Raw genomic sequence first — 22,865 nt, 5'->3', positions numbered from 1 at the left:
TTAGTCTTTTGCGGAATATGGATTTTGTCTGACCATATTAAGCCGGCTTTTTAGGCCTTCGTACTTATACATATCTACTTTCACGGCGCCCACGAACATCTCGGCCTGAAACAGTACCGGAATCTTGTTGCGGTCGTCGGAGAGATACACTTTGATGGCGTCTTCGCCTCGGAAAATGCGGTTGGTGGGCAGCCTGGGCACTAGCTTAAGCACGTGCACGGGGCCAGCTTTGGTCTCGACTATCTCGCGGCCTTTGAAGACGACTTCCAGATTAAAAGTAGATTCGTCGAAATAGCCGCCCATATGGATAACCTCGCCCGGCTTCATGTGGTCGTAGTTGAGGGTGCGGAGGTAGTAAAAGCCACTTACCAGCTCCTGAACATTGTTAGGCACCTTAAATGTGTAGCGGATGGGGTCTTTGCGGTGGGTCTGCAGCACGTTTACGATAGCGTGGGCCTGGTCGAAATCGACTACTTCCTTTTTGCGATAGGCGCTTTCTTCAATATCGCGGGTGGAGCGCAGCGGCAGGATGCTGGCCGTGTCGATGTAAGCACGCCACTGGTCCTTTACGTGCAGAAAGAAATCGAAAGAGCCAGTAGTACGGCCGCTCACGGTGGCCTTGTAGCAGGGCCGGTCGGCCACTCGCTCGAGGCTGCCGGAGGTTTCTACAACTGCTTCGGCTGCGTTAATCACCCCATAATGAACCTTGTAGCGAATGGTTTCGCCGGTTTTAAAGCTGGTATTAGGCCACAGGCGTACGGGCTCGGCGGTGCCGGGGGGCTGCGTCGCGGCGGCGCATAGCCAAAGCAGGGGAATAACTAGCCAGCAGCGCGGCATAAGAGCAGTAGAAAGCGAAAGCAGAGCAAGCGGTACAAACCAGATGCCAGCCACAAAACTACGCAGCGAGTACCGCGTAGGGTTGCCTTAGCCAGGCGCAAAAAGCCCCGCTGCCAGCTGGCAGCGGGGCTTTACGGAAAAAGTAAGCTAAGCAGGTCGCTTACAGCGTGTCGTCGCCGTCTTCGGGGCCGCTCATGTCCACTGGGATGATATCCTCATCGCCCTTAGCCATGGTGCGGATTTTAGCCTCAATCTGGTCGGCCAGCTCGGGGTTGTCGAGCAGCAGGGTTTTTACGGCTTCGCGGCCCTGGCCAATCTTGTTGCCATCGTAGCTGAACCACGAGCCCGACTTCCCAATGATGCCCATGTCGACGCCCAGGTCCACAATTTCGCCGACTTTCGAGATGCCCTGCCCGTAGATGATATCAAACTCGACCACCTTGAAGGGCGGCGCAACTTTGTTTTTCACCACTTTCACCTTGGTGCGGTTGCCGGTTACGTTGTCCTTGTCTTCCTTAATCTGGCCGATGCGCCGGATGTCGAGGCGCACCGAAGCGTAGAATTTCAGGGCGTTACCGCCGGTCGTGGTTTCGGGCGAGCCAAACATCACGCCGATTTTCTCACGCAGCTGGTTGATGAAGATACACAGGCAGTTGGTCTTGTTAATGGTGCCGGTGAGCTTGCGCAGGGCCTGGCTCATGAGGCGGGCGTGCAGACCCACTTTCGAGTCGCCCATATCGCCTTCGAGCTCGCCTTTCGGCACGAGGGCCGCCACGGAGTCGATTACGATGATGTCGATAGCGCCCGAGCTGATGAGCTGGTCGGCAATTTCCAGGGCTTGCTCGCCGTTGTCGGGCTGCGCGATGAGGAGGTTGTCCACATCAATGCCCAGCTTTTTGGCGTAGGTAGGGTCGAAGGCGTGCTCGGCGTCGATGAAGGCGGCAGTGCCACCGGCCTTTTGGGCTTCGGCAATGGCATGCATCGTCAGCGTAGTCTTACCGCTCGATTCGGGCCGTAGATTTCGACCACGCGCCCACGGGGTAACCCGCCGATGCCGAGGGCAATATCCAGCGACAGCGAGCCGGTGCTGATGGCCGGAATATCGTTTACCTTCTGGTCCGAGAGCTTCATCACGGTACCTTTGCCGAAGGCTTTGTCGAGCTTCTCCATCGTCAGTGCAAGTGCCTTGGCTTTCTCGGCAGCTGGGTTGGAGGGGGCATTCTTGTCAGCTTTCTCGACCGTTTCAGGTTTGTCGGCTTTTTTGGTTGCTAAGGCCATGAAGGGGTTGGGGTGTAAAGAAACTTAGGTTTGTAAAAATACGGTATTTTGGTTTACCGCAGCAAGGCAGCACAACAGGAGGCTAAGCCTGGCTACCGTTCTGTTTTTCGACGGCTATTTCTAACGCATCGGCCCCCGGTTTTGTGCCGGAAACGCCCAAATTTATGGGGAAATTTCTAAAAATTTTAGTTAGCCTTGGGGCTGTGCTGGTTACGGCTGGGCCGGCGTGGGCGCAGCTGGATAACCGGGCGTTTACGTCGCCCACGCCGGGTGAAGTACGCCACATTTTGGTTGCGGATGTAGCTGCGTCGTCAAAGCAGCAAGCAGATTCTGTAGAAGCAGCAAATAACCGTATTAGTGAATCACGCAGTTTGCGTTATTCATTTAATGCGGGCGACCTGCGTCTTTCCCTCAACGCCTTCATCTTCTTCAAGGACAACGAGTATTTCAACCCCATTGTCGAAGGCTACACGCTGTTTGGCACGCAGCTGAACCCGCAGCTCGTTTATTATCCGACCAAAGAGCTGCGCCTGGAAGCCGGCGTTTTTATCTGGAAGGATTTTGGAAACCCTATATTAAAACAGGTTCGCCCCACCTACCGCGCCACCTGGACACACAAGAACAGCCAGTTTATTTTCGGCAACATCAAGGCCAATCTCAACCACGAGTACATCGAGCCGCTCATGGACTTTGAGCGCGTGATGCTAAAGCCGTTGGAGGAGGGCGTGCAGTACCGGCTGAATACCAGGCACGTGTTTCTGGATACCTGGGTCGACTGGCTGCGGCAGGAGTACCCGGGGGTGAGCTACCAGGAGCAGATTGCCGGCGGACTGAGCAGCAGCTTCGGCCTGACCGGCGACAATAGCCGGGTGCAGCTATCGGTGCCGTTTCAGTTTACGGCCCGGCACCACGGCGGGCAGATTGATACGCTGCACATTCCTATCCAGACGATTTTTAACTATGCCAGTGGCCTGATGGCGCGCCTGCCGCTGCATGGGTCGGTAGTTCAGGCCGTGCGGGTAAATGCCTATGGCTTGCTCTACGGCGACCATTCCAGCGTATTTCTGCTGCCTTTCAACAACGGCCACGCGCTGTATCTCAACGGCACGCTCGAAACCCGCTACGTTGACCTCATGCTGAGCTACTGGCAGGGGCATCAATTTTACGCACCCTTCGGTGGCACGTACTACCAGTCGGTGGCCTCGCGCTACGGTACCCCCGGCTATAGCGAGGCCGACCGCCGCCTGCTGCTCGTGCGCCTGCTGCGCGACTTCCGCATCTCCGACGCGGCGGCCCTGACGGTGCGCGTCGAGCCGGTGTACGACTTCAACCGCAGCCTGCTCGATTTTTCTTTCGGCGTTTACCTCAACTTTCGGCAGGAATGGCTGCTGGGCAATGTGGGCAGGCGAGTGCGCGTCGGGCAGTAAATATAGTATATTTAATATGTTTGAAACCTGGCTAAAAAGGGCGACAGCCGGGGTTTAGCTGCCGGCATCGCGCGTGCGGACGAAGTGCAGAATTTCGGCCTGAGGCAGATGGCTGTCCCAGAAGCTGAGTCGGAGCCACCGGGGCGCTTCGGGCTGCTCAGGGTTCTGCAAGCTAAAGCCCAGGTCGCGGGCTACGGCCTGCGCCCGCAGGTTGTCGGCAAAGCAGCGAATAAGCAGCCGCTGCGCAGCTACCGGCGACGCGAACCCAAAGGTGCAGACCGCAGCCAGCGCCTCACGGGCATAGCCGTGGCCTTCGGCCTCAACGGCCAGGTAATAGCCGATTTCGGCCTGCTCGTTTCGCTGGGGCATCAGGCAGATATCGCCCAGGTACTCGTGGGTTTCGCGGTGCCAGATGCCCATTACGTAAAAGCGGCCGGTGCGCCAGTCGTGGGCAAAGGTGGCGAGCTGAATGCGGGCGGCGGCCAAGGTAGGTACCGCACGCAAGCGGTCGGGAAACGAAGCCCGCAGGCGCCCCCGGCTCTGGTCGAGCACCGTGTAAAAAGCCGGCGCGTCGGCGGGCTCATAGGGGCGTAACAAAAGGCGGGCAGTTTCGAGCACTGTATTGGGTAAGAAGAGCAGCCCGCAGAACAAACAATAACCCTGCCTGACGCTGCAACCTCACTAGCAAAAACAAGCTGCTTTTTTAGCTATTGTTTGAAAACCGATTTTATAAACTGGGTACTACCGCACTGTAATGCCCGCTTTATAGCCCAACGAAAAAGGCCGCCTGCTCAGGCGGCCTTTTTCGTTGGGCTATAAAGCGGGCGAAGCCACTACTCAGACCGTATACTGCCGGGGCTGCCCAGCGCTTGCTGGGTACGCATCACGTTTACCTGCCGGGCCGCTTCGTTGAAGAACTCCAGGCGGCGAATCAGCATTTCTTTCGTAAATACGCGGCCTTCAGGCGTACGCATGACCGACTGCTTATCGGCGAGCACGCGCTGCATGGCGGCCAGCGTCTGGTCTTCGTGGCGCATAAACTGCTGCTGAAACTCGGCCAGCCGCGCCACTCCGGTGGCCGTGAGGGTAAAATGCTCGCCGGCCCCCTGGTTCAGCACTTCGCACAGCACATATACCTCCAGAGGCAGGCTGGTTTCGAGGGCGGTGGTGCGCAGGTCGAGGCCGGCGGCCAGCGCATCGAGAATAATGCGCACGTTGCGCTCAAATTGCTGATAGTACGCTTGGGCTTCCATGATTTCATTTACCATTTGCCATTCAACATTCAATACGCAAAGGATAAAATCCAGTGAGTGCCAAGGTGTTAAATGTTAAATGATAAGTGTTAAATGATTTAAAGTAGTTCTTTGATAATCTGCTCTACCGTGGTGCCTTCGGCTTCGGCTTTGAAGTTGCGCACGAGGCGGTGACGCAGGATAGGCAAAGCTACGGCGCGCACGTCTTCAATATCGGGCGAGTACTTGCCGGTGAGCAGCGCGTTGCACTTGGCAGCCACAATAAGGTACTGGCTGGCCCGCGGGCCGGCACCCCATTCCAACAGCTGCTGGGCGCGCGGGGCAGTGCGCGGCATATTGGGTCGCGTTTTGTGCACCAGCCCGACGGCGTATTCTACTACGTTATCGGCCACCGGCACGCGGCGCACCAGCGCCTGGTAAGCCTGAATATCGTCGGAATGCAATATTCTGCTCACCGTCGGCTTGCGGTCGGAGGTAGTGTTCTTGACAATGTTCAGCTCCTCCTCGTAGCTCGGGTAGCCCAGCTCGATGTTGAACATAAAGCGGTCGAGCTGCGCTTCGGGAAGGGGATACGTGCCTTCCTGCTCAATCGGGTTCTGGGTGGCCAGCACGAAGAATGGCCGCGCCAGCGGGTAGCGCTGCCCGGCCACCGTAACGGCGTACTCCTGCATGCTTTCGAGCAGGGCCGCCTGGGTTTTGGGCGGCGTCCGGTTTATCTCGTCGGCCAAGATGATGTTAGCAAAAATCGGCCCCTTCACAAACTGAAACTCACGCTGCTGCGTCAGGGTTTCCGAGCCCACGATGTCGGAGGGCATCAAATCGGGCGTAAACTGGATGCGGTTGAAGGAGAGGTCGAGCGAGTCGGCAATAGTCTGGATAAGCAGCGTTTTGGCCAGCCCCGGCACGCCCACCAGCAGGCAATGGCCCTGGGCAAACACAGCCGTGAGCACGAGCCGTACCACGTCGTCCTGACCCACAATGACTTTACCGATTTCCTGCCGCAGCTGCTGGTACGCCTGCTTCAGAGAGTCGGCCGCTTCTTTATCGTTTTGAAATTGAGCCATTATCAAGCTAATAATATACTAAAAGAACGTCCTGCTCAGCGCTTAGCGAAGCACCCGGCTGGCATCGGTGGCGCAATGACTCGGGCAGTGCGGGCAAGCTGCTTTGGCCGGCCGATACCGGATGCGCTGGACATCTCTTTTTATTCAACGCTGTTTTAGCGGCTCTTACTGGTCGGTGCTGGCAGTCAGTACCTTGCACTCGGCGTATTCGGGAGCAACTTCCAAGTACACGGTGCTGCGGTTCTTTTCGTACCACTCATCCAGCGCTTTGTTTTTCTTCTGGGTGAGGGCCGCCTGCGAAATTTTCTGGTAGTCGTCGAGCAGGTTGGCCTGGTGAGGGGGCGTGTTGCTCTTCAGGTAAAGAATGCGCATGGCTTCCTTGCCGTCATCAGTACGGTAGGGCAGCGGGGGCGTAATGTGGCCCACCTTCATGGTATCGATAATAAAGAAGACGGCTGGGTCGAGCTTATCGAGCGGCAGCTTCGAGCCGCCATCGGCCCGGTTGGCCAGCAGCCCGCCGTTGGCAGCGGTTATCTTATCGGTGCTGAAATCCTTCGCTGCTTTGGCAAAAGAAATACTATCCTTCAGAATCTGATTGCGAATACGGGTCAGCTTGGTCGCGGCCACGCTGGCATCGGCGGCGCCGGCAGCGGGCTTCAGCAATATATGGCGAGTTGAATAGGAGTCGCCCTTGCGCTCGATAAACTGGATGAGGTGAAAGCCGAACTGCGACTCTACCACCGGCGATAGCTGACCGGGCTCCAGCTTGCGCGATGCGGCCTCGTACTCGGGTACCAGCTCTCCTTTTTTAAAGAACCCCAGGTAACCGCCCTGAGCGGCCGAGCCAGGGTCCTGCGAATACTTTTTCGCTAATTCCTCGAAGCTCTCGCCCGCCAGCACGCGACCGCGCAGGTCGTTGAGCTGGGCAATGGCTTCCTGCTTGGCCTTGTCGTTTACCTGCGCCGGAATCACAATCTGCCCGACTTCTACTTCGGTTGAGAAATAGGGAACGCTGTCTTTGGGCACCTTATCGAAGTACTCTTTCACTTCGCGGGGGTGATGGCTACTTTACCCGAAATCTTGTCCTGCATCTCCTGCTGCACCAGCTGGTCGCGCACCTGGGGCGCAGGTCTTCCTTGAGAACTCGCACCGGCTTGTTGTACATCTCCTCCAGCTTCTTTTCGGAGCCTACCTGCTGCACGAAGTAGTTCATGCGGCGGTCGAGCTCACTGTTGACCCGCGCATCGGTCACGGTTACGGAGTCGATATCGGCCCGGGCCAGCATCAGCTTGCTCAGCACCAGGCTCTGCAGAATTTTGCAGCGCAGGTCGGGCGGCAGGGGCTTGCCCTGGGCGCGCGCCTGCTCCTGGGCCACAATGCCTTCTACTTCGGAGCGAAGAATAATCTGGTTATCAACCTTTACCACAATGCCATCGAGTATCTGCTGGCCCCGGGGCGGCTGATACCCAGCTGCGCGTAGCTGGTATGCGGCAGGGCCAGCACTGCCGCAAGTGCGAATAAGGAGTAGGCGGATAGGCGCCGAAGGATACGTTGCATAAGATAGGGAGTCGCGAGGCGGGCCAGAGGTTGCCGCCCATGCCGCGATAACATAAAAGGTTTTTAGCGTTTCTGGTTCCTGCAAGCTGCGTAAATGGGATTTACTCGCCGCCCGGAGCCAGGCCGCCTGGCGCGATGCTTCAGCGCCGGACGCTATTTAGTGACCAGCTTATTTACTTCCTGCTCGTTAACTTTTACGGGATACTGCTGGCGCAGCTGCTCAATCCACTGCTTCTCCAGGTAGTTCTGGTAATCGCTGGTGGCCTGGCCCCGCGCATCGCTTAGGGCTTTGGGGCCGGCGGGCAGGCTCTTTTTTACCACTATGGCGTAGTAGCGGCCGTCGCGCTGGGTAGTGTAAGTGCCAGCCGGGCGGGTCAGGTACTCATCCATCACCTTGTTTTCGCCCTTCTGAAAGATACGCTGCTGAATCTGCACGGCCAGCGGGTTCTGCTGGTTGAGGTTGGCCTCGAGGGCGCTGGTAGCAGTGCTGAAGAAAGCCAGGCGGGTATCTCCATCGGCAGTGACCGCCGTGCGAGTAGGGGCGGCCCCCAGCCGATGGCGGGCAATCTTGCCAGTCTTGGCCAGGTAGTCGATAGCGGCAGAAGCGCGCTGGTGAGCCAGCGCCGGGCTCTCGCCCTTGCGGATGTGGCCGGCTACTGTCACAAAAAGAGCCGTATCCTGGCTCATGCGCCGGGCCACGTCCTCGAGCACGGCCGAGCCGCCACTGCCCGCGGGCGTGGCCGTGCCGGCCTTAAAATGCACCAGCGCCGAGCCGGCTTTGCCCGCGATGGCGTAGCGGCCGGCTGGCAGCTCGCGCTGCGCCCTGGCCAGCAGCTGCGGCGTGGCAGCCGAAATAACGCTGCCCTGCACGCGCTGCCCAAACTGATAGTTGGCTTGGTTGGCCAAAAAGAATTTCTTCAAGCCAGCCGTGTCCTCAATAGCCTTGCTCCAGACTTTGGTGTCCATCAGTTGGAAGAGCAGAATGCCGTCGCGGTATTCCTGCACGAGCATGCGGTAGTCCTCATACTTGGCGGGCAGGCTGTTTTTCTCAAACTCGGTCAGACTCTGGTCTACGTACTGGTCGTAGAGCTGCTGCATCACAAAGGCCGGCTCGGCCGTGGGGCGCGGGCGCTGGTTCTGCTGCACGTAAGCCAGAAAGCTGGCTACGGTGTAAGGCTGGCCTTTGATAGTAAAGAGCGGCAGCTTATCGCCGCCGGATTTGGTCGTCTGCTTGGAAGCCTTGGCCCCGCTGGCCGTCATGGTAGCAGCGTTGAACTTGTAGCGGCCATGCACCAGCGCAGTATCGGCCTGCGCAAAAGCCAGCGTCTTGGCTGCCGGAATCTCCACAAACTGGTCTTCCTGGCGAATACGCTTAAGAAAAGCCGCGTGGTTGAGCTCCGAGCGCGAGTCTTTAGCCACCTTGCTTTTCAGCGTCGGCTCCATAGTGGCGAAGGCAGCCAGCGGCTGCTTTTCGATGAGCTTGATAATGTGCCAACCGTAGGGCGTTTGAACCGGAGCCGAGATGTCGCCGGGCTTTTGCAGCTTAAACGCCACTTCCTCAAACGACGGAATCATGCGGCCGGTGCCGAAGGCCGGCAACTCGCCACCATTGGGAGCCGAGCCGGCATCTTCCGAAAACTGCGCCACGAGCTTGTTCCAGTTCTCGCCCTTGCGCAGACGAGCATACAGCTCATTGATTTTTTTGTGAGCGGCCGCCGAGTCGGCCTTGGGGGCCTGGGGCGTCACGCGCACCATCAGGTGGGCTACCTTGATTTCGCCCTGCGCAGTGCGCTTATCGTTTACCTTGATAATATGGTAGCCGAAGCGCGTGCGGATGGGCTGGCTTACCTGCCCCACCGGCGTGCGATAAGCGGCCGACTCAAACGGGTACACCATCTGCATGGCCGTGAAGTAGCCGAGTTTGCCGGCATTCTCCTTGGCCGAGGGGTCTTCGCTGCTGGCGCTGGCCACGAGACCAAAGTCTTCGCCGCTCGTAACGCGCTGACGCAGGGCCTGTATTTTTTGATAAGCGGCCAGCGTATCGGCTGGCGACGCATCGGGCGCTACCCGCACCAGAATGTGCGAGGCATTTACTTCCTGGCCCATGCGGTCGTAGGCTTCGCGCACCAGCTGGTCGGTCACACCCTTCTCGGTGAGGTAGGGCAGCGCCAGCTGCTGCTTGTAGCCGTCGAGCTCGCGCCGAAATGCCTGCGTGGTGTCGAGGCCCTGCTTTTCAGCATCCAGCACTTTAAGCCGAAAGTTGGTATAAAGCGTGAGATAGTCGGTTACGCTCGCACGAGTGCCGTAGTCGGCAGCGGTGCTGTTGTTTTTCTTATAAACGTAAGCAAACTCACGGCTGGGCACCGGGTAAGTGCCCAGCGTTTCGATAGCGGGGCCGGTGGTAGCTACTGGCTGGCTCACGGCTTGGCTGGCCGGGTTGGTGGCGGTAGTAGGCTTGCTGGCTTGGCAGGCAGCCAGCTGAAGCAGCGTGGCGGCAGCGGCACCGGCCAACGGAAGGCGTGAATGCATAGATAAAATGAAGAGAACCGACCTGAACGCACCTTAAAAGGCAAATGGCAACGGGCCGGGCACAATACTGGTGCAATTTTACGAAGAAATTGCCGGCTTATGCGCGGGCGCCGGTTGCCGCCCTCATGGTGCTGATAGCCAAGCGCGTCTGAAATGATAGCCGCGGGTCTGGTTTTGCCTGAAAAGACCAACGGGTAAGCCACCCTTTTAAGGCGACTTACCCGTTGCGGGGATTGCGGCTGGAAAAGCTCGTGATTCACATAAGCTCTTTGCTTAAGTGGCAAACAGTATGCGAGTTGCGCTCAAAAAACTCTACCCGGTCCATAATGCGCGATACCAGGGCCATGCCCATGCCGCCCTTGCGACCCTGCTGAATGTAGGCACGCAAATCGGGCGTAGCCACCTTGCCCGAAGGCAGAAACAGCGTGCTGCCGTGGTCTTCAATCTCTATATCAAGCTGCCGGTCAGTAAGAACCAGCAGCAAGTCCAGAAATTGACTGGCATCTTCGCCATTGGCATGGATAATAAAGTTGGCCATCACCTCATCTACTGCCAGTACTACCTGGTTGACGGTAATCTCTTTACGATGAGCGCTCAGCAAAAAGCTGCGCACGAAGTCACGCACCTGCTGCAGGTTCTGGCGCGAACAACTAATGCGGATGCGGTCTTGCATGGCGAAGGCGGAAAACGGAGCAGCAGAAGAACAGAGAAGCTACAAGGGCAAGATGTTTGTTCAGTGTTGGTCAGCTGCTGGTGAGCTACTGATTAAGCAGCCTGCGCCTCTTTTTCGGTGGGTACGATGGTCATCAGGGAATCGAGGCCCAGGATTTCGAATACGTTAAATACCTTTTCCTGCATATTGTAGAATACCAGCTTGACGTTGGAATCCTGCAGGCGCTGCAAATGGGAGATAAATACGCCAAGTCCAGCCGACGATATGTAGCTAAGGCGCTGGCAGTCAATCAGTACTTTTTTGTAATTAAGTAGCTCAGGCTTGTTGAGCTCAGTGTCGAGTATCACGGCGGAGGAAGCGTCCAGCTCCCCGTCGAGGATAAGCGTAAGGGTAGTGTCAGCGGGTTGAGCAGTTACTTTCATAATAGGCCCCATACGCGGGGCTAGGGTTGAGGTTGGGCTGACTTGAACTTAATAACGAGCAGCGTCTGGTCGTCGTGCAGGGGCAGGCCTTTGCTGAACTCCTGCACATCTTCGCGAATGTACTGGTTTATTTCTTCGGCCGACTGATAAAAGCACTGGCCCAGCATCTGAGCCAGACGCTCTTCGCCATACTCGTCGCCATCGGCATTGCGGGCTTCGGGAATCCCATCGGTATAAATCACCATGACATCACCCGGGTTGTAGTCCCAGAACTGATTTTTGACGTGGCGGCCATAGCTGGCATCACGCAAAATACCCAGGCCCAGGCCTTCGCTACGGAAGTAGCTTACTTCCTCCTTAATAGAGTGATAGTAAAGCGTGTGGCAGTGCCCGGCGCGGGCAAAGCTAAAGCCGCCGGCCTCGTAGTCGATGAGGTAAAACGAGGCCGTGATAAATGACGAGCGCTCCAGGCAGTGCGTGAGCGCCTCATTAGCCAGCACCATAAAGCGATGCGGGTCGGGGTAGCGCTCCCGGTCTTTCTTAGCCAGCGGATTAGGCTGCATGAGGGCGTGGAAGATACCCTTCATCTGGGCCGTGTGGAAGGCCGCCGTGACGCCCTTGCCCGATACATCGCCGATGAGCACCGCTAGGCGCTGGCCCGGCAAGTGCAGAAAGTCGTAAAAATCGCCGCCTACTTCCTTTGCTGCCTGCGCATAGGTGCTGATTTCAAACCAGTTGTCGGTGGGAAGGTGCTTAGGGATGAGGCGCTCCTGTACCAGCGCGGCAATGCGCAGCTCATCCTGAGCCCGCTGGCTGATGCGGGCTTCCTGCGCCAGCTGCAAGTTTTCGAGGCTCAGGACGGTCTGGGTCGTAAACGTGTGCAGAATACTTAGGTCTTCGGGCTCGAAGCCAGCCTGGTTTTTTTTCAGCAGCAGCAGGTGGCCGTAGTCGTGCGTGCTGCTACGCAGAGGCAATATAGCGATAGACCCATATTGCTGGCTCAGGCCCACGAGGCGCTGCGAGCGTAGCAGGTCGTTGTCGATAATCTCGGTTTGCCCGGCCGCCAGCAGTGCGGCCAACTGAGGGCGTAGCGCTACCAGGTCGGCCGGGAGCAGCTCATGCGTAGGCGCAGCTGGGGCGGGGCCGGTTGTTTCGATGGGTTGAGCCGGCGTATCGAGCCAGGCGGCGTCGGCCCGAATGGTTTGCACCGCCGAGGTAAAGAGAGCCTGGTATATTTCGGCGGCCGTCTGGCCGCGCTGGATAATCTGGCTCAGCTGCTGCAAGCTCAGGATTTCGGCCCGTCGCTGCTCATAGACATCGGCAATAGGCAGGTTGAAAAGCGTGACCAGCAGGCCGGCCACAGCATAAAAAACGGCGAAGAAAGAAGCAAGAATCAGGAAGGCCTGCTGGGTGGGCGGAGTTAGCAGAGCAGGGTCGGCCTGGGCGTTGCGCAGGTAGAGCAGAAAGAGCGTAAGAAAGCCCAACACGCCCAGCTGCAGCATAATAGCCTGTAGCTTCTGGCCCTGGCTGAGGTAGGCAACCCAGCGCTGGTGCCCACTCAGGTACACCCCAAAGAGGCCCAGGCCCGTGATAACTGCCACCCGGATATAGTCGGGAGTATGCCACTCGAAGAGCTGAAATAGCAGCGCAACGCCCAGGATAACCTCAAAAGCCGTCCATTCGCGCTGTAGCCGGGGGCTGCCGCGAAAGTTGACCAGCGAGCGCCAGATGTAGAGCGTGCGCGCCAGCAGAATAATAAACAGTGCCAGGCTGATGGTATAGCCGACACTGGCCGTAATATCGCCGCGAAGCGGCAAGGCTTTATCAGCCGCCAGCCGCACAAACGCTTGTACGCCAACAAGCAGCGCGGTAAGTATGAGGCCACGCCAAAACAGGCGGAGCAGCAGCGCCAGGAAGCCGTGTCCGCTCAGCGGGTCGGGCTGGAGGCGGGTGTAAAGAAACACGCTGGCCGCAAAGCCGCCCTGCGCCAGTAAAAGCAGCCAGCGCGGCCAGTCTGGCGGCAGCCCCAATAACGTGTGGCCCTGGCTGAGCGTACCGAGCAGCAATAGCAGCCAGCATAGGGCCGCTACTACTATGAGCCAGACCGAACTGCGAAACTTGGGCATAGAAGAGAGGGCAAAAACAGAGCGCGGCCGCCTCCTACATACAACGCTCTACTACCCGGCCGAAAAAAGACAAGGCGCAAAACTACGAATGAGGGGACTAGTTCCTAGCTGTTGATTTTTCGTAGCCAGACCATTTCTCTACAAAGCTGGCAAAGAACCACTAAAAACCAACAGCCAGGGACAGTAGCCTTAGCGACTCGAGTAGTTGGGAGCCTCGCGGGTAATCTGCACATCGTGCGGATGGCTTTCGCGCAGGCCCGCCCCGGTGATACGCACAAACTGCGCTGCTTGCAGCGTGGGCAGGTCGGGGGCGCCCACGTAGCCCATGCCGGCACGCAGGCCCCCGGCCAGCTGGTACAGCACTTCGCTTACACTGCCTTTGAAGGGAACCCGCCCCACAATGCCTTCCGGCACGAGTTTCTTTACATCGTCTTCAGCATCCTGAAAGTAGCGGTCCTTAGAGCCATCTTCCATTGCCTCGACCGAGCCCATGCCGCGGTAGCTTTTGTATTTGCGGCCTTCGTAGATAATGAGCTCGCCCGGCGACTCTTCGGTGCCGGCCAGCAGCGAGCCTACCATAACGGCGGCCGCCCCGCCAGCCAGCGCCTTCACGATATCACCCGAAAACTTGATGCCGCCGTCGGCGACGATGGTAGCTCCGGTGCCCTCCACCCCCGGGCGGCTTCGAGCACTGCCGAAAGCTGGGGTACGCCGATACCGGCGATGATGCGCGTGGTGCAGATAGAGCCAGGGCCGACACCAACTTTAACTACCTCGGCGCCAGCCTCGGCTAGGGCACGGGCGCCGGCAGCGGTAGCCACGTTGCCGGCCATTATATCGAGATTTGGGTATGTTTGCTTAAGAAGGCGCACGGCGTCGAGCACGCCTTTGCTGTGGCCGTGGGCCGTGTCTATGCTGATGAGGTCAACCCCGGCTTCGACCAGCGCGGCCGTGCGCTGCAAGAGGTCGGCCGTGACGCCCACGGCGGCGCCCACGCGCAGGCGGCCCAGGCCATCTTTGCTGGCCTGCGGCGAGCGGCGGCGCTTCCGAATATCCTTGTAGGTCATAAGGCCCGTGAGGCGGCCTTCAGCATCTACCAAAGGCAGCTTATCTACCTTCCGGTCCTGCAGCATATCCTCGGCGGCGGCCTGGTCGATGCCGGCGGGGCCGTTACAAGGCGGTCGAGCGGCACCATTACGGTCGTAACGGGGGCGCTAAAATCCTTTTCAAAGCGTAGGTCGCGGCTGGTAAGAATGCCCACCAAGCGGCGGTCGGCCTCCACCACCGGAATGCCCCGATGTTGTGCTGGCGCATCAGCTTGCGGGCATCAGCCAGCGAGGCGGTGGGCGGCAGCGTAAACGGGTCCTGGATAAGGGCCGACTCGCTGCGCTTCACGCGCCGTACCTGCTCGGCTTGCTTGCCGATGCTCATATTCTTGTGAATAATACCGAGGCCGCCGGCCTGCGCCAGCGCAATCGCCATGTCGGCTTCCGTCACGGTATCCATCGCGGCCGAGATGAGGGGCAGGTGCAGCCGGATGCGCGGGGTAAGCTGGGTGCCGGGGTCGCAGTCTCGGGGTAGTACCTCCGAGTAAGCGGGCAGGAGCAGTACGTCGTCGTAGGTCAGGGCCTCGAAGGCGATTTTGGGGGTGGCGTGGTCGGCCATAGCAACAGGGGGTTTGGGCAGAAAACCGTATTGCCAGACAAATATACGGCGCAGATGCGGGCCCGGCATATGGTCGGTTGCACTTTGCCAACCCAACCCTGCCAGGGAGATGGCCGTTTATGTAAGAAAACCCTACTACCAGGCATCGTTAAAGACAGTTCTGCTATGGCAACCTTCTTTGTTCGCTACGCTTTGCCGCTGGCTGTGCTTTGCAGTATGGCACTGAGTTCCTGCATAGTACAGGAAAGAGGCCGGCGTGGCTACCACGACCACGACCGGGGCTACTACCACGATGGGCGGCGGGGCTATTAGTAGCTCAAACTAGGAAGTAGCTGCGCAAAAACAAAAAAGACTCGCCCCAATTGGGACGAGCCTTTCCAACAGGTTCCTTTTCCACAAGAAAACCAATCTGTTGCTTCGGCATAGCCGGAGCGATGAGAGCAGCCGGAGCGCGGAACGGGGTGCCGCCGCAGAGACTGTTAAGGGAATAAAACTTTGGAGATACGTACGTAAGAATCACGTTTCTCCCTTGTTTACAATACAAAATTACTACTTACTTGCTAGATATTACCTAGTAAAGTCGCTGAGTAAGCGAAAATTCTCGCTGAATTGCACGCTATAGCTATCGAACCGCGCTGCTAGCCGGGCAGGTCGGCTCCATCGGCAGTGGCCGGGCGGCCCTGCGCTGCTGAGTAATGACGATGCAGCCAACGGCTCAGGCCGCCCAGGCCGGGCATCAATACCCGCTCAGTAATATTAGCCTGGTCTAATTTGTCGCGTATTTCCCATTTCAGGCGGGCCGGGATGCGGATGCGGAAATACAGCTCGGGGCGTTGCGCCAGCCACTCATGCAGAGCGGCTTCGGGCGTATTCATGAGGGCAAACAGGGCGTACTGATGTACGATGCGGGCATCGAGGGAGGGTGGCTCCAGAAACAGCACAAAGGGCTTGGCCTTCAGGCTGGCCAGCGCGTGCAGGTCGGGCACGACGGGGCCAGCAGCTCAGAGGTAAATACATTAGAGCCCTCGCTGGCCAGCGCGTCGCGCAGGGCTGGGGGCAGGTGCTCGGCCGCTTTTACGTAGTTCAGGGCCCATAGTATGCCATCCTGGTGGTAGGCATTCAGGTCGTCGGTGGCGAAGTGCAGGGCTACGTAGGGCGAGTAGGTCCAGTCGAGCAGCCGCGTGGGCAGGCCGTGGTGCTGAGCCAGGGCCAGCCAGTCCCAGACCGTGGCGCTGGGGGGGTAGTGGTGTCGCGGGCATACTTGCGAAAGTTGCGCAGCAGGTGATGCTCCAGCAGGTGATAGTTGCCGCCCAGGCGCTGCAGACTGGTGCTGAGCGTATAGCCAAAGCTACGCATACCCCGATACACAAAAGGCGAGCGGTAGCGCCCCAGGCGGGCATCCCAGGTTTCGTGAAACAGTAGGTCTTGCAGGTGCTGCCAGCTCTGGGCTTCGAAGTCGTTGGCAGTGGGCGGAGGCGAACTGGGCATGGGGTGAAGATAAGGCTGAGTAGGAGCAGGAAATCCCAAAAGCACGTCGTGCCGAGCTTGCCGAAGTATCGCTGCCACACCGTGCACCGATGAGGTAGAGATGCTTCGGCAAGCTCGGCACGACGCTTTTAGTTAGCCACGAAAACCTTGGCTAGCTCGGGAAGTCGGCCCCGTTGCCAATGTGGGCGTACTGCTCAATTTCTGCCTTAATGGTCGTAAACTTATCCAGGGCACCCTTTACGGCGGCTTTGCCAAGGGGCAGATGCAGCGGTGGGTTTTCCAGGCGCACGAGGTCGAACATGGCCTGGGCGGCGCGCTCCGGGTCGCCGGGCTGCTGGCCGCTGTAACCCTGAATATTGGCCATGTTCTGGCCGGCCGTGGCCCGGTAATCGGCAATGGCCGGCTCGGTATAAGTGGCCGAGCGGCCGGCCCAGTCGGTGCGGAAGCCGCTGGGCTCCACATTGGTGACATGGATGCCCAGCGGCCCCACCTGAGCCGCGAGGCTCTCCCCAATGCCTTCGAGCGCAAACTTGGAGCCGTTATAAATGCCTACGCCCGGAAAAGCCCGCAGCCCGCCAATACTGGTGATGTTGAGGATATGGCCGCTTTTGCGCTGGCGCAGGTGGGGCAATACCGCCCGCAGCACCCGCAAGGGGCCAAATACATTGATGTCGAACTGCCGCTGCACTTCGGCATCAGGCACTTCTTCAATGGGCCCCATCGAGCCATAGCCGGCGTTGTTAACGACTACATCGAGATGCCCGAGCGCCTCAATGGCAGCAGCTACGGCCTGCTTCACGGCCGCCTCGTCGGCCACATCGGCTACCAGGCCAATGCCGTTGGGGCCAGCTTTGCGGGTAAACTCGTCGGCCTGCGCCTGTTGGCGGAAGGTGGCCGCTACCTTATCACCTTTGGCGAGCGCAAGCTCGGCCAGGTGCTTGCCAAAGCCGGTGCTGACACCGGTAATAAACCAATGCTTGGTCATGGAATGCAAAAGTAAAAAACTTGTAAAGGAAGGCGATAAAGACGCGCAAAGGGGGACGTTTGTTTGGCGGACCTGCCCTGACAAACGTTTTTTGACTACCTAACCCGCTCCACAAGCTCAGAAATTGACGGGTGGCTTGACTTACAAAGTCAGTTTATTTGTGCCGACGCAACTTTTTTTGTGCTGCCGCTTGAACTTCTTGTACCAGCTCCGCAGAATCTAGGACGTTCCCAGGCGCTTTTTGGTAAGCCTAGTGGGAATGTGCTTCATGGGCTCATCGGGCCACGGGTGCCGGGGATAGCGGCCTTTCAGGTCTTTACGTACCTCAAAATAGCCTTTCTCCCAGAAGCTGCGCAAATCGCGGGTTACCTGTGCCGGGCGCCCGCCCGGCGATAGCAGGTGCAGTAGCAGCGGTACCTTGCCGGCCGCCACAGCAGGCGTTTCGGTGAGGCCAAACAGCTCCTGCAGCTTCACGGCCAGCACCGGCGCGGCGGGGTCGGCATAGTCGAGGGTAATATGCGAGCCGCTGGGTACTTCCAGGGTGGCGGGCGCGAGGCGGTCCAGCTGCTGGCGCTGGGCCCAGCCGCCGGGCAGCCGCGCCAGCAGCGGCTCAGTAAGGTCGAGGCGCTGTACCTGGTCGAGGCTCTTGAGGCCGTTGAGGTGAGGGCCCAGCCAGGCGGGCAAATCGGCCCGCAGCGCTTCCTCGTCGAATGCCGGCCAGGCATCGGGCGTGGCCGCCGGGAAATGCCAGCGCAAAAACTCCAGTCGCTGCTGCAGCTGGCGCGCGGCGGGCGTCCAGCTCAGCTTTTCGAGGCCTGCTTCCTGCAAATAGCTCAGCAAGGCTTGCGCTACCAGTGCGGCGTTGGGCTGGCCAATGATACTTTCGGCCAGCAGCAGCGCGCCCAGCCGGCGCACGCGCCGGCCCGTCACGCGCTGGCCGGCGGGGTCGAAGCGCACGTCCTCCGTGGTGATAATTTGCTCGCCAAAAGCGGTTTCCAGCTCTTCCTTATCGAGTGGCGCGGCCAGCGTAGCGCGGGGGCAGTAGCGGTGCCCGCCAGGAAAGCCACGGCAAAAAATTCGGCTTGCGGGTCTACCTCCTCGGTGCGCAGACTTACGCGCTGGCCCGTTACGAGACGCAGGCGGTCGGCCCCTTCGCGCTGCGCCAGCCGGTCGGGGTAAGCCAGGGCAGTAAGCAGCCCGAGGGGTGCCGAAGCAAAAGAGGCTGGCGCCGAGGTGGTTTTAATACCCAGCCGGCTTTGCAGGTGGCGGGCTACATCGCGCACGCGCTGCAAGGTGGCATGGTGCAGCGCCAGGCCGGGCAGCGGCGGCCGGCCGCTGGCAAATGCTTCGAGGCGCAGGCGCAGGTCGGGGGGCAGCGGGCGCGGGTCGTTGGGCGTGGCCCAGCGCAGCAGGTCGCGCTCGGCCAGCAGGGCAGCCAGCGCGGCGGCCGCCGGGCCGTAGCCCAGCTCAGTGCCCCGCACCACGAGGTGGCCGAGGCGCGGCGGCAGCCCCAGCCTGGCCAGCTGGCGACCGTGGGCCGTGGGCTTTGAAGAGGTAAAAGACGAGGATTCAGCCGGAGTCTTGACCGAGGTGTTAACTTTTAATACGTCACTTTTAATTTCTTTAGCTACGCTCTCCAAAGCCCCTAGTCGCAGCAGCAGCTCGCGGGCCTGGGCTGCGGCTGCCGCTGGCGGCACATCGAGCCAGCGCAGGCTGGCCGGGTCATGCGTGCCCCACAGGGCCAGCTCCAATACCAGGCCGCTAAGGTCAGCACTATGAATTTCGGGCGGGCGGTGCGCCGGTAGCAGGTGCTGCTCGGCCTCGGTCCAGAGGCGGTAGCAGGTGCCAGGCGCCAGGCGGCCGGCGCGGCCCCGGCGCTGGTCGGCGCTGGCGCGGGCCACGGGCACGGTTTCGAGCGAGGTGAAGCCCGTGCGCGGCGCAAAGCGCGGCACCCGCGCATAGCCACCGTCAATCACTACCCGCACACCCTCAATGGTAAGGCTGGTTTCGGCGATGCTGGTGGCCAGAATAACCTTGCGCTGGCCGGCCGGAGCCGGCCGCAGAGCCGCATCCTGAGCTTCGAGCGGCAACTCGCCGTGCAGCAGGTGCAGCGAGGTGTCAGCCCCGAGGCTGTCATATAGCCTTTCCTCTATACGCTGCAAGTCGGCCACGCCGGGCAGAAATACCAGCACGTCGCCCTCGTGCGCCGCCAGGGCGGCCCGCACTTGGTTGGGCACCAGCTCGGCCAAGCGCTCGCCGGGCTTATGGGGTAAAGCGGCCGCGCGGCGCGGGTCGAGGTACCGGGTCTCGATGGGAAATAAAAAACCCGCCGACGATACCACCGGCGCGGGCAGCCACTGGCCCAGCCGCTGGGCCTCCAGCGTGGCCGACATGAGCAAGATGCGCAGCTCAGGCCGCAGCACGGTCTGCGCATCGAGGGCCAGCGCCAGGCCCAAATCCGCGTTCAGGCTGCGCTCGTGGTATTCATCAAACACGATACAGGTCACGTCTTCCAGCGCCGGGTCGTCCTGCAGCATGCGCGTCAGGATACCTTCGGTAATAACCTCAATGCGCGTATCGGCGCTCACTTTGCTGTCGAGGCGCACGCGGTAGCCCACGGTGCGGCCCACCGGCTCGCCCAGCAGCTGCGCCAGGCGGGCCGCGGCGGCGCGGGTAGCCAGCTGGCGCGGCTCCAGCACCAGAATCTTTTGGGCTGGCTGGCGCCAGCTCGCGGCCAGCAGCGCCAAGGGTACTACCGTTGTTTTGCCGGCGCCGGGCGGCGCTTCGAGCACGGCGCGGGAGCTGGTTTCGAGCGCCGCCAGCAGCTCGGGCAGGGCGGCTACAACGGGCAGGTTGGGATAAATCAACTTTAAAGCTAAAATGAAAAGAGGGATGCAGCATGGAGGCCGACTACCTGGTAAGTCCCCTTGCTGCATTCCAAATTTAACCTTATACTCGCTGTAAGCGCCACAAATCCACGCTGAGCGGGCCGCCCGCGTGCAGCACGGGCACGCCTGCCGGGGTGGGCAGCGCGTGGCTTTCGACCAATGACGAGTCGTAGTGCAGCAGCTCGGCAGCCCGCAGCGGCCAGGGCTGATGCGCAATGCGGCCCCGGTAGAGCCGGTCGCCATGCGTTGGGGCGTGCCCGCCGGCCGCGTACAGGCAGTAGCGCTCGGTCAGGAAAAAGGCCAGCGAGCCGGGTTCGCTCGGCGGCAAGGCCTCGCCCAGCTGCCAGGTAGCGGTGAAGTGGGCCGGCGCGGCGCCGTTGTGCACACGGTGGCCGGTGTAGTGCAGGCGCTCGGTTGCGGGTCGCTCCAGCGTGAGCCGCGCCCGGAAGTAGGGCAGGTGAAAAAAGGTGCGCGCCGCCCACACGGCCAGCGCATTGGTGGCATCGAGCGAGAAAAACCACACGCCCGGCACGCCATCGAGGTGTACATAAGTGCGCACGTTCAGCTCCAGAAACTCCCGCACGCCGGGCACGGGCGGCGTTACGCGGCTGCGCACGTTCCACATGCGAAAAGGTACCACGCCCAGCCAGGCGTGCCCATCGTAGGTATCAACCAGCAGGCGCTCAGGCAGGTGAGGCTGAATAACTTCGACCGGCACGGGCCAGTGCATAAACAGCAGGTCGCCCCAGTCCTGGTGCATCAGCGGCCGGCCGCCGGGGCGCTCGCGCAGAGCCAGGCGGTCGGGTAGGGTAGGGGCTGGCATTGATAATATGTAGTTTTATGAATATTCAGACTTAATAAACCGGTACGTCGGCATCCACCTCGCGGCTCCAGGCGTCGATACCGCCTCTTAAGTTAAGCAGATTTTCGCGGCCCAGGCGGTGCTGCAAGTAGCCCAGCGCCTGGGCCGAGCGCACGCCATGGTGGCAGATGAGCACCACCGGCCCCGTGGGCGGATTTCCGCCGCCCGGCGCGGTATCTCGCCCAGCGGAATAAGCGCGCTGCCTTGGATGCGGCAGTAGTCAAACTCCCGCTGCTCGCGCACGTCGATAAGCTGAATATCCTCGCCGGCGGCAAGGCGGGCGTGCAGGTCGGCGGGCGTCAGGTCGGGTAGCATGGGGCAAAAGTACCTGGGCCACGGCTACCTTGCGCGGCTTTTCTGCCTTACTATATGCTGCTTTTTGCTTTTGCGAGCCTGCCTGCCGATATTCTGGCCGCCGTGCGCGCCACTACCGGCCTCGAATGGGCGGCCGTGCTCACGGGATTTGCCTGCGTGTGGCTGGCGGCCCGCGAGTCGCTCTGGAATTTTCCGATTGCCATTATTAGCTGCCTGCTCTACGTGGCTATCTACCACCACGCGGCGCTGTATTCCGACCGCAACCTGCAGGGCTTGTTTATTGCGCTCAGCGCCTACGGCTGGTACGAGTGGCTGTATGGTGGGCGCAACAAAACCCCGCTCGCCGTCACGCACACTACGTCGGCCGAGTGGCTACTGTCGGCCGCCTTTGCCGTGGCCTACACGGCAGGCTTCGGCTACTACCTGCGCCACCACACCGACTCCGCTTTTCCGTACCTGGATAGCTTCACCACGGGCGTGAGCATTGTAGCGCAGTTTCTGCTCATGCGCAAGCGCCTCGAAAACTGGTGGCTCTGGATACTGGTCGATATGGTGTACGTGCCTATTCTGTGGGCCAAGCACTTGTATCCGACCAGCTTGCTGTATGCGCTGTATCTGGCGCTGGCTATTTATGGCTACTGGGAGTGGAAAAAGGATGCCAAAAGAGCGCGCGTAGAATGAAGCAGGAAAAGCTGACCCAGACAGGCTGGGGCGAGGAGGTGAAAAAGGAGCATGTTTCATTCCTGGCTTCATCTACTTCCTTGAAAAAAATCTCCCTCACCGGGCCCGAATCGGCGGGCAAGAGCACGCTGGCGGCGCAGCTGGCGGCGCACTACGGCAGCGTGTTCGTGCCGGAATACGCCCGCGAGTACCTCGAAAAAAATGGTGCGCGCTACGCGCTGCCCGACCTCGAAGCCATTGCCCACGGCCAGCTGGCTGCCGAAGACGTGGCCGCGGCCCACGCCACCGGCCTGCTCTTTTGCGATACCGATTTGCTGGTGCTGAAAATATGGGCTGAAAATGCTTTTGGAGCTTGCCCAGCCTGGATACTAGCCGCGCTGGCCCGGCCGCGCTATGCCCTGACGCTGCTGCTGGCCCCGACCTGCCCTGGACGCCCGACCCGCTGCGCGAGCACCCCGACCCGGCCCAGCGCTGGCACTTTTACCGGCTGTACCTGGCCGAGCTGCAAAGCCGGGGCTGGCCCTTTGCCGAAATCAGTGGGCCACCCGCCGAGCGCCTGGCGCAGGCCACCACGGCCATAGCTGCGCTGCTGGCAAAGCGCTAGCCGGCCGACTCACGTATAGTAAGCAGCTGCTTTCCGGTAAGCTTCAGCTTAATTTTTCTACCCATGCCTACCCTCACCTCTGCCACTGCCCGCGTCGAAGTTTCCGCCCACGGTGCCGAGCTCACCAGCTTTGTGCACCTGGCTACGGGCCACGACTACATCTGGCCCGCCGACCCGGCGCAGTGGGCGCGGCACGCGCCGCTGCTGTTTC

21 protein-coding genes and 3 pseudogenes are annotated in these 22,865 nt (G+C 60.1%); 3 read left to right on the top strand and 21 right to left on the bottom strand.

What is annotated here, in order from left to right; all coding sequences use genetic code 11:
- Both GKZ67_RS15160 and recA read right to left on the bottom strand, forming a co-directional pair.
- Entirely contained in the window at positions 1 to 837 is an 837-nt protein-coding gene (locus GKZ67_RS15160) for a DUF3108 domain-containing protein (protein WP_173243881.1), read from the bottom strand.
- Between the two features lie 160 nt (positions 838 to 997).
- Positions 998 to 2,007 (bottom strand): annotated as a pseudogene (gene recA / locus GKZ67_RS15155) (recombinase RecA).
- A gap of 479 nt (positions 2,008 to 2,486) precedes the next feature.
- Between recA and GKZ67_RS15150 the strand changes: the two are divergent.
- Entirely contained in the window at positions 2,487 to 3,542 is a 1,056-nt protein-coding gene (locus tag GKZ67_RS15150; protein WP_173243879.1) for a hypothetical protein, read from the top strand.
- A gap of 54 nt (positions 3,543 to 3,596) precedes the next feature.
- Here the strand turns inward: GKZ67_RS15150 and GKZ67_RS15145 are convergent, their stop codons facing one another.
- The 19 genes and pseudogenes from GKZ67_RS15145 to GKZ67_RS25270 all read right to left on the bottom strand — a co-directional run bounded on the left by GKZ67_RS15145 (position 3,597) and on the right by GKZ67_RS25270 (position 21,369).
- Positions 3,597 to 4,160 (bottom strand): GNAT family N-acetyltransferase, encoded by a 564-nt coding sequence (locus GKZ67_RS15145; RefSeq protein WP_173243876.1) that lies wholly within the window; start codon positions 4,158 to 4,160, stop codon positions 3,597 to 3,599.
- 215 nt (positions 4,161 to 4,375) lie between these two features.
- Positions 4,376 to 4,795, bottom strand: a complete 420-nt coding sequence (locus GKZ67_RS15140) for a hypothetical protein (RefSeq protein ID WP_173243872.1) — start codon at positions 4,793 to 4,795, stop codon at positions 4,376 to 4,378.
- Positions 4,796 to 4,893: 98 nt separating this feature from the next.
- Positions 4,894 to 5,859, bottom strand: a complete 966-nt coding sequence (locus GKZ67_RS15135) for an AAA family ATPase (protein ID WP_151085962.1) — start codon at positions 5,857 to 5,859, stop codon at positions 4,894 to 4,896.
- A gap of 165 nt (positions 5,860 to 6,024) precedes the next feature.
- Positions 6,025 to 6,906, bottom strand: a complete 882-nt coding sequence (locus tag GKZ67_RS15130; RefSeq protein WP_254244864.1) for a peptidylprolyl isomerase — start codon at positions 6,904 to 6,906, stop codon at positions 6,025 to 6,027.
- 16 nt (positions 6,907 to 6,922) lie between these two features.
- Positions 6,923 to 7,285 (bottom strand): hypothetical protein, encoded by a 363-nt coding sequence (locus GKZ67_RS23760; protein ID WP_254244863.1) that lies wholly within the window; start codon positions 7,283 to 7,285, stop codon positions 6,923 to 6,925.
- Positions 7,279 to 7,416, bottom strand: coding sequence for a hypothetical protein (locus GKZ67_RS23755; RefSeq protein WP_254244862.1), 138 nt, complete (start codon positions 7,414 to 7,416; stop codon positions 7,279 to 7,281). Before GKZ67_RS23755 ends, GKZ67_RS23760 begins: the two co-directional genes overlap by 7 nt.
- A 153-nt stretch (positions 7,417 to 7,569) precedes the next feature.
- Positions 7,570 to 9,945, bottom strand: a complete 2,376-nt coding sequence (locus GKZ67_RS15125; protein ID WP_173243869.1) for a peptidylprolyl isomerase — start codon at positions 9,943 to 9,945, stop codon at positions 7,570 to 7,572.
- A 256-nt stretch (positions 9,946 to 10,201) separates the two neighbouring features.
- The gene (locus GKZ67_RS15120; RefSeq protein WP_173243866.1) at positions 10,202 to 10,618 is read right to left on the bottom strand and encodes an ATP-binding protein; all 417 of its coding nucleotides are present in this window, start codon (positions 10,616 to 10,618) and stop codon (positions 10,202 to 10,204) included.
- Positions 10,619 to 10,710: 92 nt separating this feature from the next.
- Entirely contained in the window at positions 10,711 to 11,040 is a 330-nt protein-coding gene (locus GKZ67_RS15115) for an STAS domain-containing protein (protein ID WP_173243864.1), read from the bottom strand.
- 20 nt (positions 11,041 to 11,060) lie between these two features.
- Positions 11,061 to 13,166, bottom strand: coding sequence for a PP2C family protein-serine/threonine phosphatase (locus tag GKZ67_RS15110; RefSeq protein WP_173243861.1), 2,106 nt, complete (start codon positions 13,164 to 13,166; stop codon positions 11,061 to 11,063).
- Positions 13,167 to 13,355: 189 nt separating this feature from the next.
- Positions 13,356 to 14,831 (bottom strand): annotated as a pseudogene (gene guaB, locus GKZ67_RS15105) (IMP dehydrogenase).
- A 638-nt stretch (positions 14,832 to 15,469) separates the two neighbouring features.
- On the bottom strand, positions 15,470 to 15,817 hold the full coding sequence (locus GKZ67_RS23750) for a hypothetical protein (protein WP_254244861.1): 348 nt from the start codon (positions 15,815 to 15,817) through the stop codon (positions 15,470 to 15,472).
- Positions 15,787 to 16,187, bottom strand: a pseudogene (locus GKZ67_RS25275) (FRG domain-containing protein). Before GKZ67_RS25275 ends, GKZ67_RS23750 begins: the two are co-directional and overlap by 31 nt.
- 283 nt (positions 16,188 to 16,470) lie before the next feature.
- Positions 16,471 to 17,304, bottom strand: coding sequence for an oxidoreductase (locus GKZ67_RS15095; protein WP_173243858.1), 834 nt, complete (start codon positions 17,302 to 17,304; stop codon positions 16,471 to 16,473).
- A 219-nt stretch (positions 17,305 to 17,523) separates the two neighbouring features.
- Positions 17,524 to 18,261, bottom strand: coding sequence for an ATP-dependent helicase C-terminal domain-containing protein (locus GKZ67_RS23735; protein ID WP_254244859.1), 738 nt, complete (start codon positions 18,259 to 18,261; stop codon positions 17,524 to 17,526).
- The gene (hrpB, locus tag GKZ67_RS15090) at positions 18,231 to 20,171 is read right to left on the bottom strand and encodes an ATP-dependent helicase HrpB (protein WP_254244858.1); all 1,941 of its coding nucleotides are present in this window, start codon (positions 20,169 to 20,171) and stop codon (positions 18,231 to 18,233) included. The genes GKZ67_RS23735 and hrpB overlap by 31 nt, the downstream gene beginning before the upstream one ends.
- Positions 20,172 to 20,253: 82 nt before the next feature.
- Positions 20,254 to 21,015 (bottom strand): YqjF family protein, encoded by a 762-nt coding sequence (locus GKZ67_RS15085; RefSeq protein ID WP_173243856.1) that lies wholly within the window; start codon positions 21,013 to 21,015, stop codon positions 20,254 to 20,256.
- Positions 21,016 to 21,046: 31 nt separating this feature from the next.
- Complete coding sequence (locus tag GKZ67_RS23730) at positions 21,047 to 21,151, bottom strand: hypothetical protein (protein ID WP_410505080.1); 105 nt, start codon at positions 21,149 to 21,151, stop codon at positions 21,047 to 21,049.
- Positions 21,103 to 21,369 (bottom strand): rhodanese-like domain-containing protein, encoded by a 267-nt coding sequence (locus GKZ67_RS25270; RefSeq protein WP_410505022.1) that lies wholly within the window; start codon positions 21,367 to 21,369, stop codon positions 21,103 to 21,105. Before GKZ67_RS25270 ends, GKZ67_RS23730 begins: the two co-directional genes overlap by 49 nt.
- Before the next feature lie 54 nt (positions 21,370 to 21,423).
- Between GKZ67_RS25270 and pnuC the strand changes: the two genes are divergently transcribed.
- Both pnuC and GKZ67_RS15070 read left to right on the top strand, forming a co-directional pair.
- Positions 21,424 to 22,050, top strand: coding sequence for a nicotinamide riboside transporter PnuC (gene pnuC / locus GKZ67_RS15075; protein ID WP_173243853.1), 627 nt, complete (start codon positions 21,424 to 21,426; stop codon positions 22,048 to 22,050).
- Between the two features lie 80 nt (positions 22,051 to 22,130).
- On the top strand, positions 22,131 to 22,631 hold the full coding sequence (locus GKZ67_RS15070; protein WP_254244856.1) for an AAA family ATPase: 501 nt from the start codon (positions 22,131 to 22,133) through the stop codon (positions 22,629 to 22,631).
- The last annotated feature ends 234 nt before the right edge of the window (positions 22,632 to 22,865 follow it).

The sequence above is a fragment of the Hymenobacter sp. BRD67 genome, assembly GCF_013256425.1.
In the GTDB taxonomy this organism is placed as follows: Bacteria; Bacteroidota; Bacteroidia; order Cytophagales; family Hymenobacteraceae; genus Hymenobacter.
Note: the sequence above shows the minus strand (reverse complement) of the source record. Positions and strands in the feature narration are given on the sequence as shown.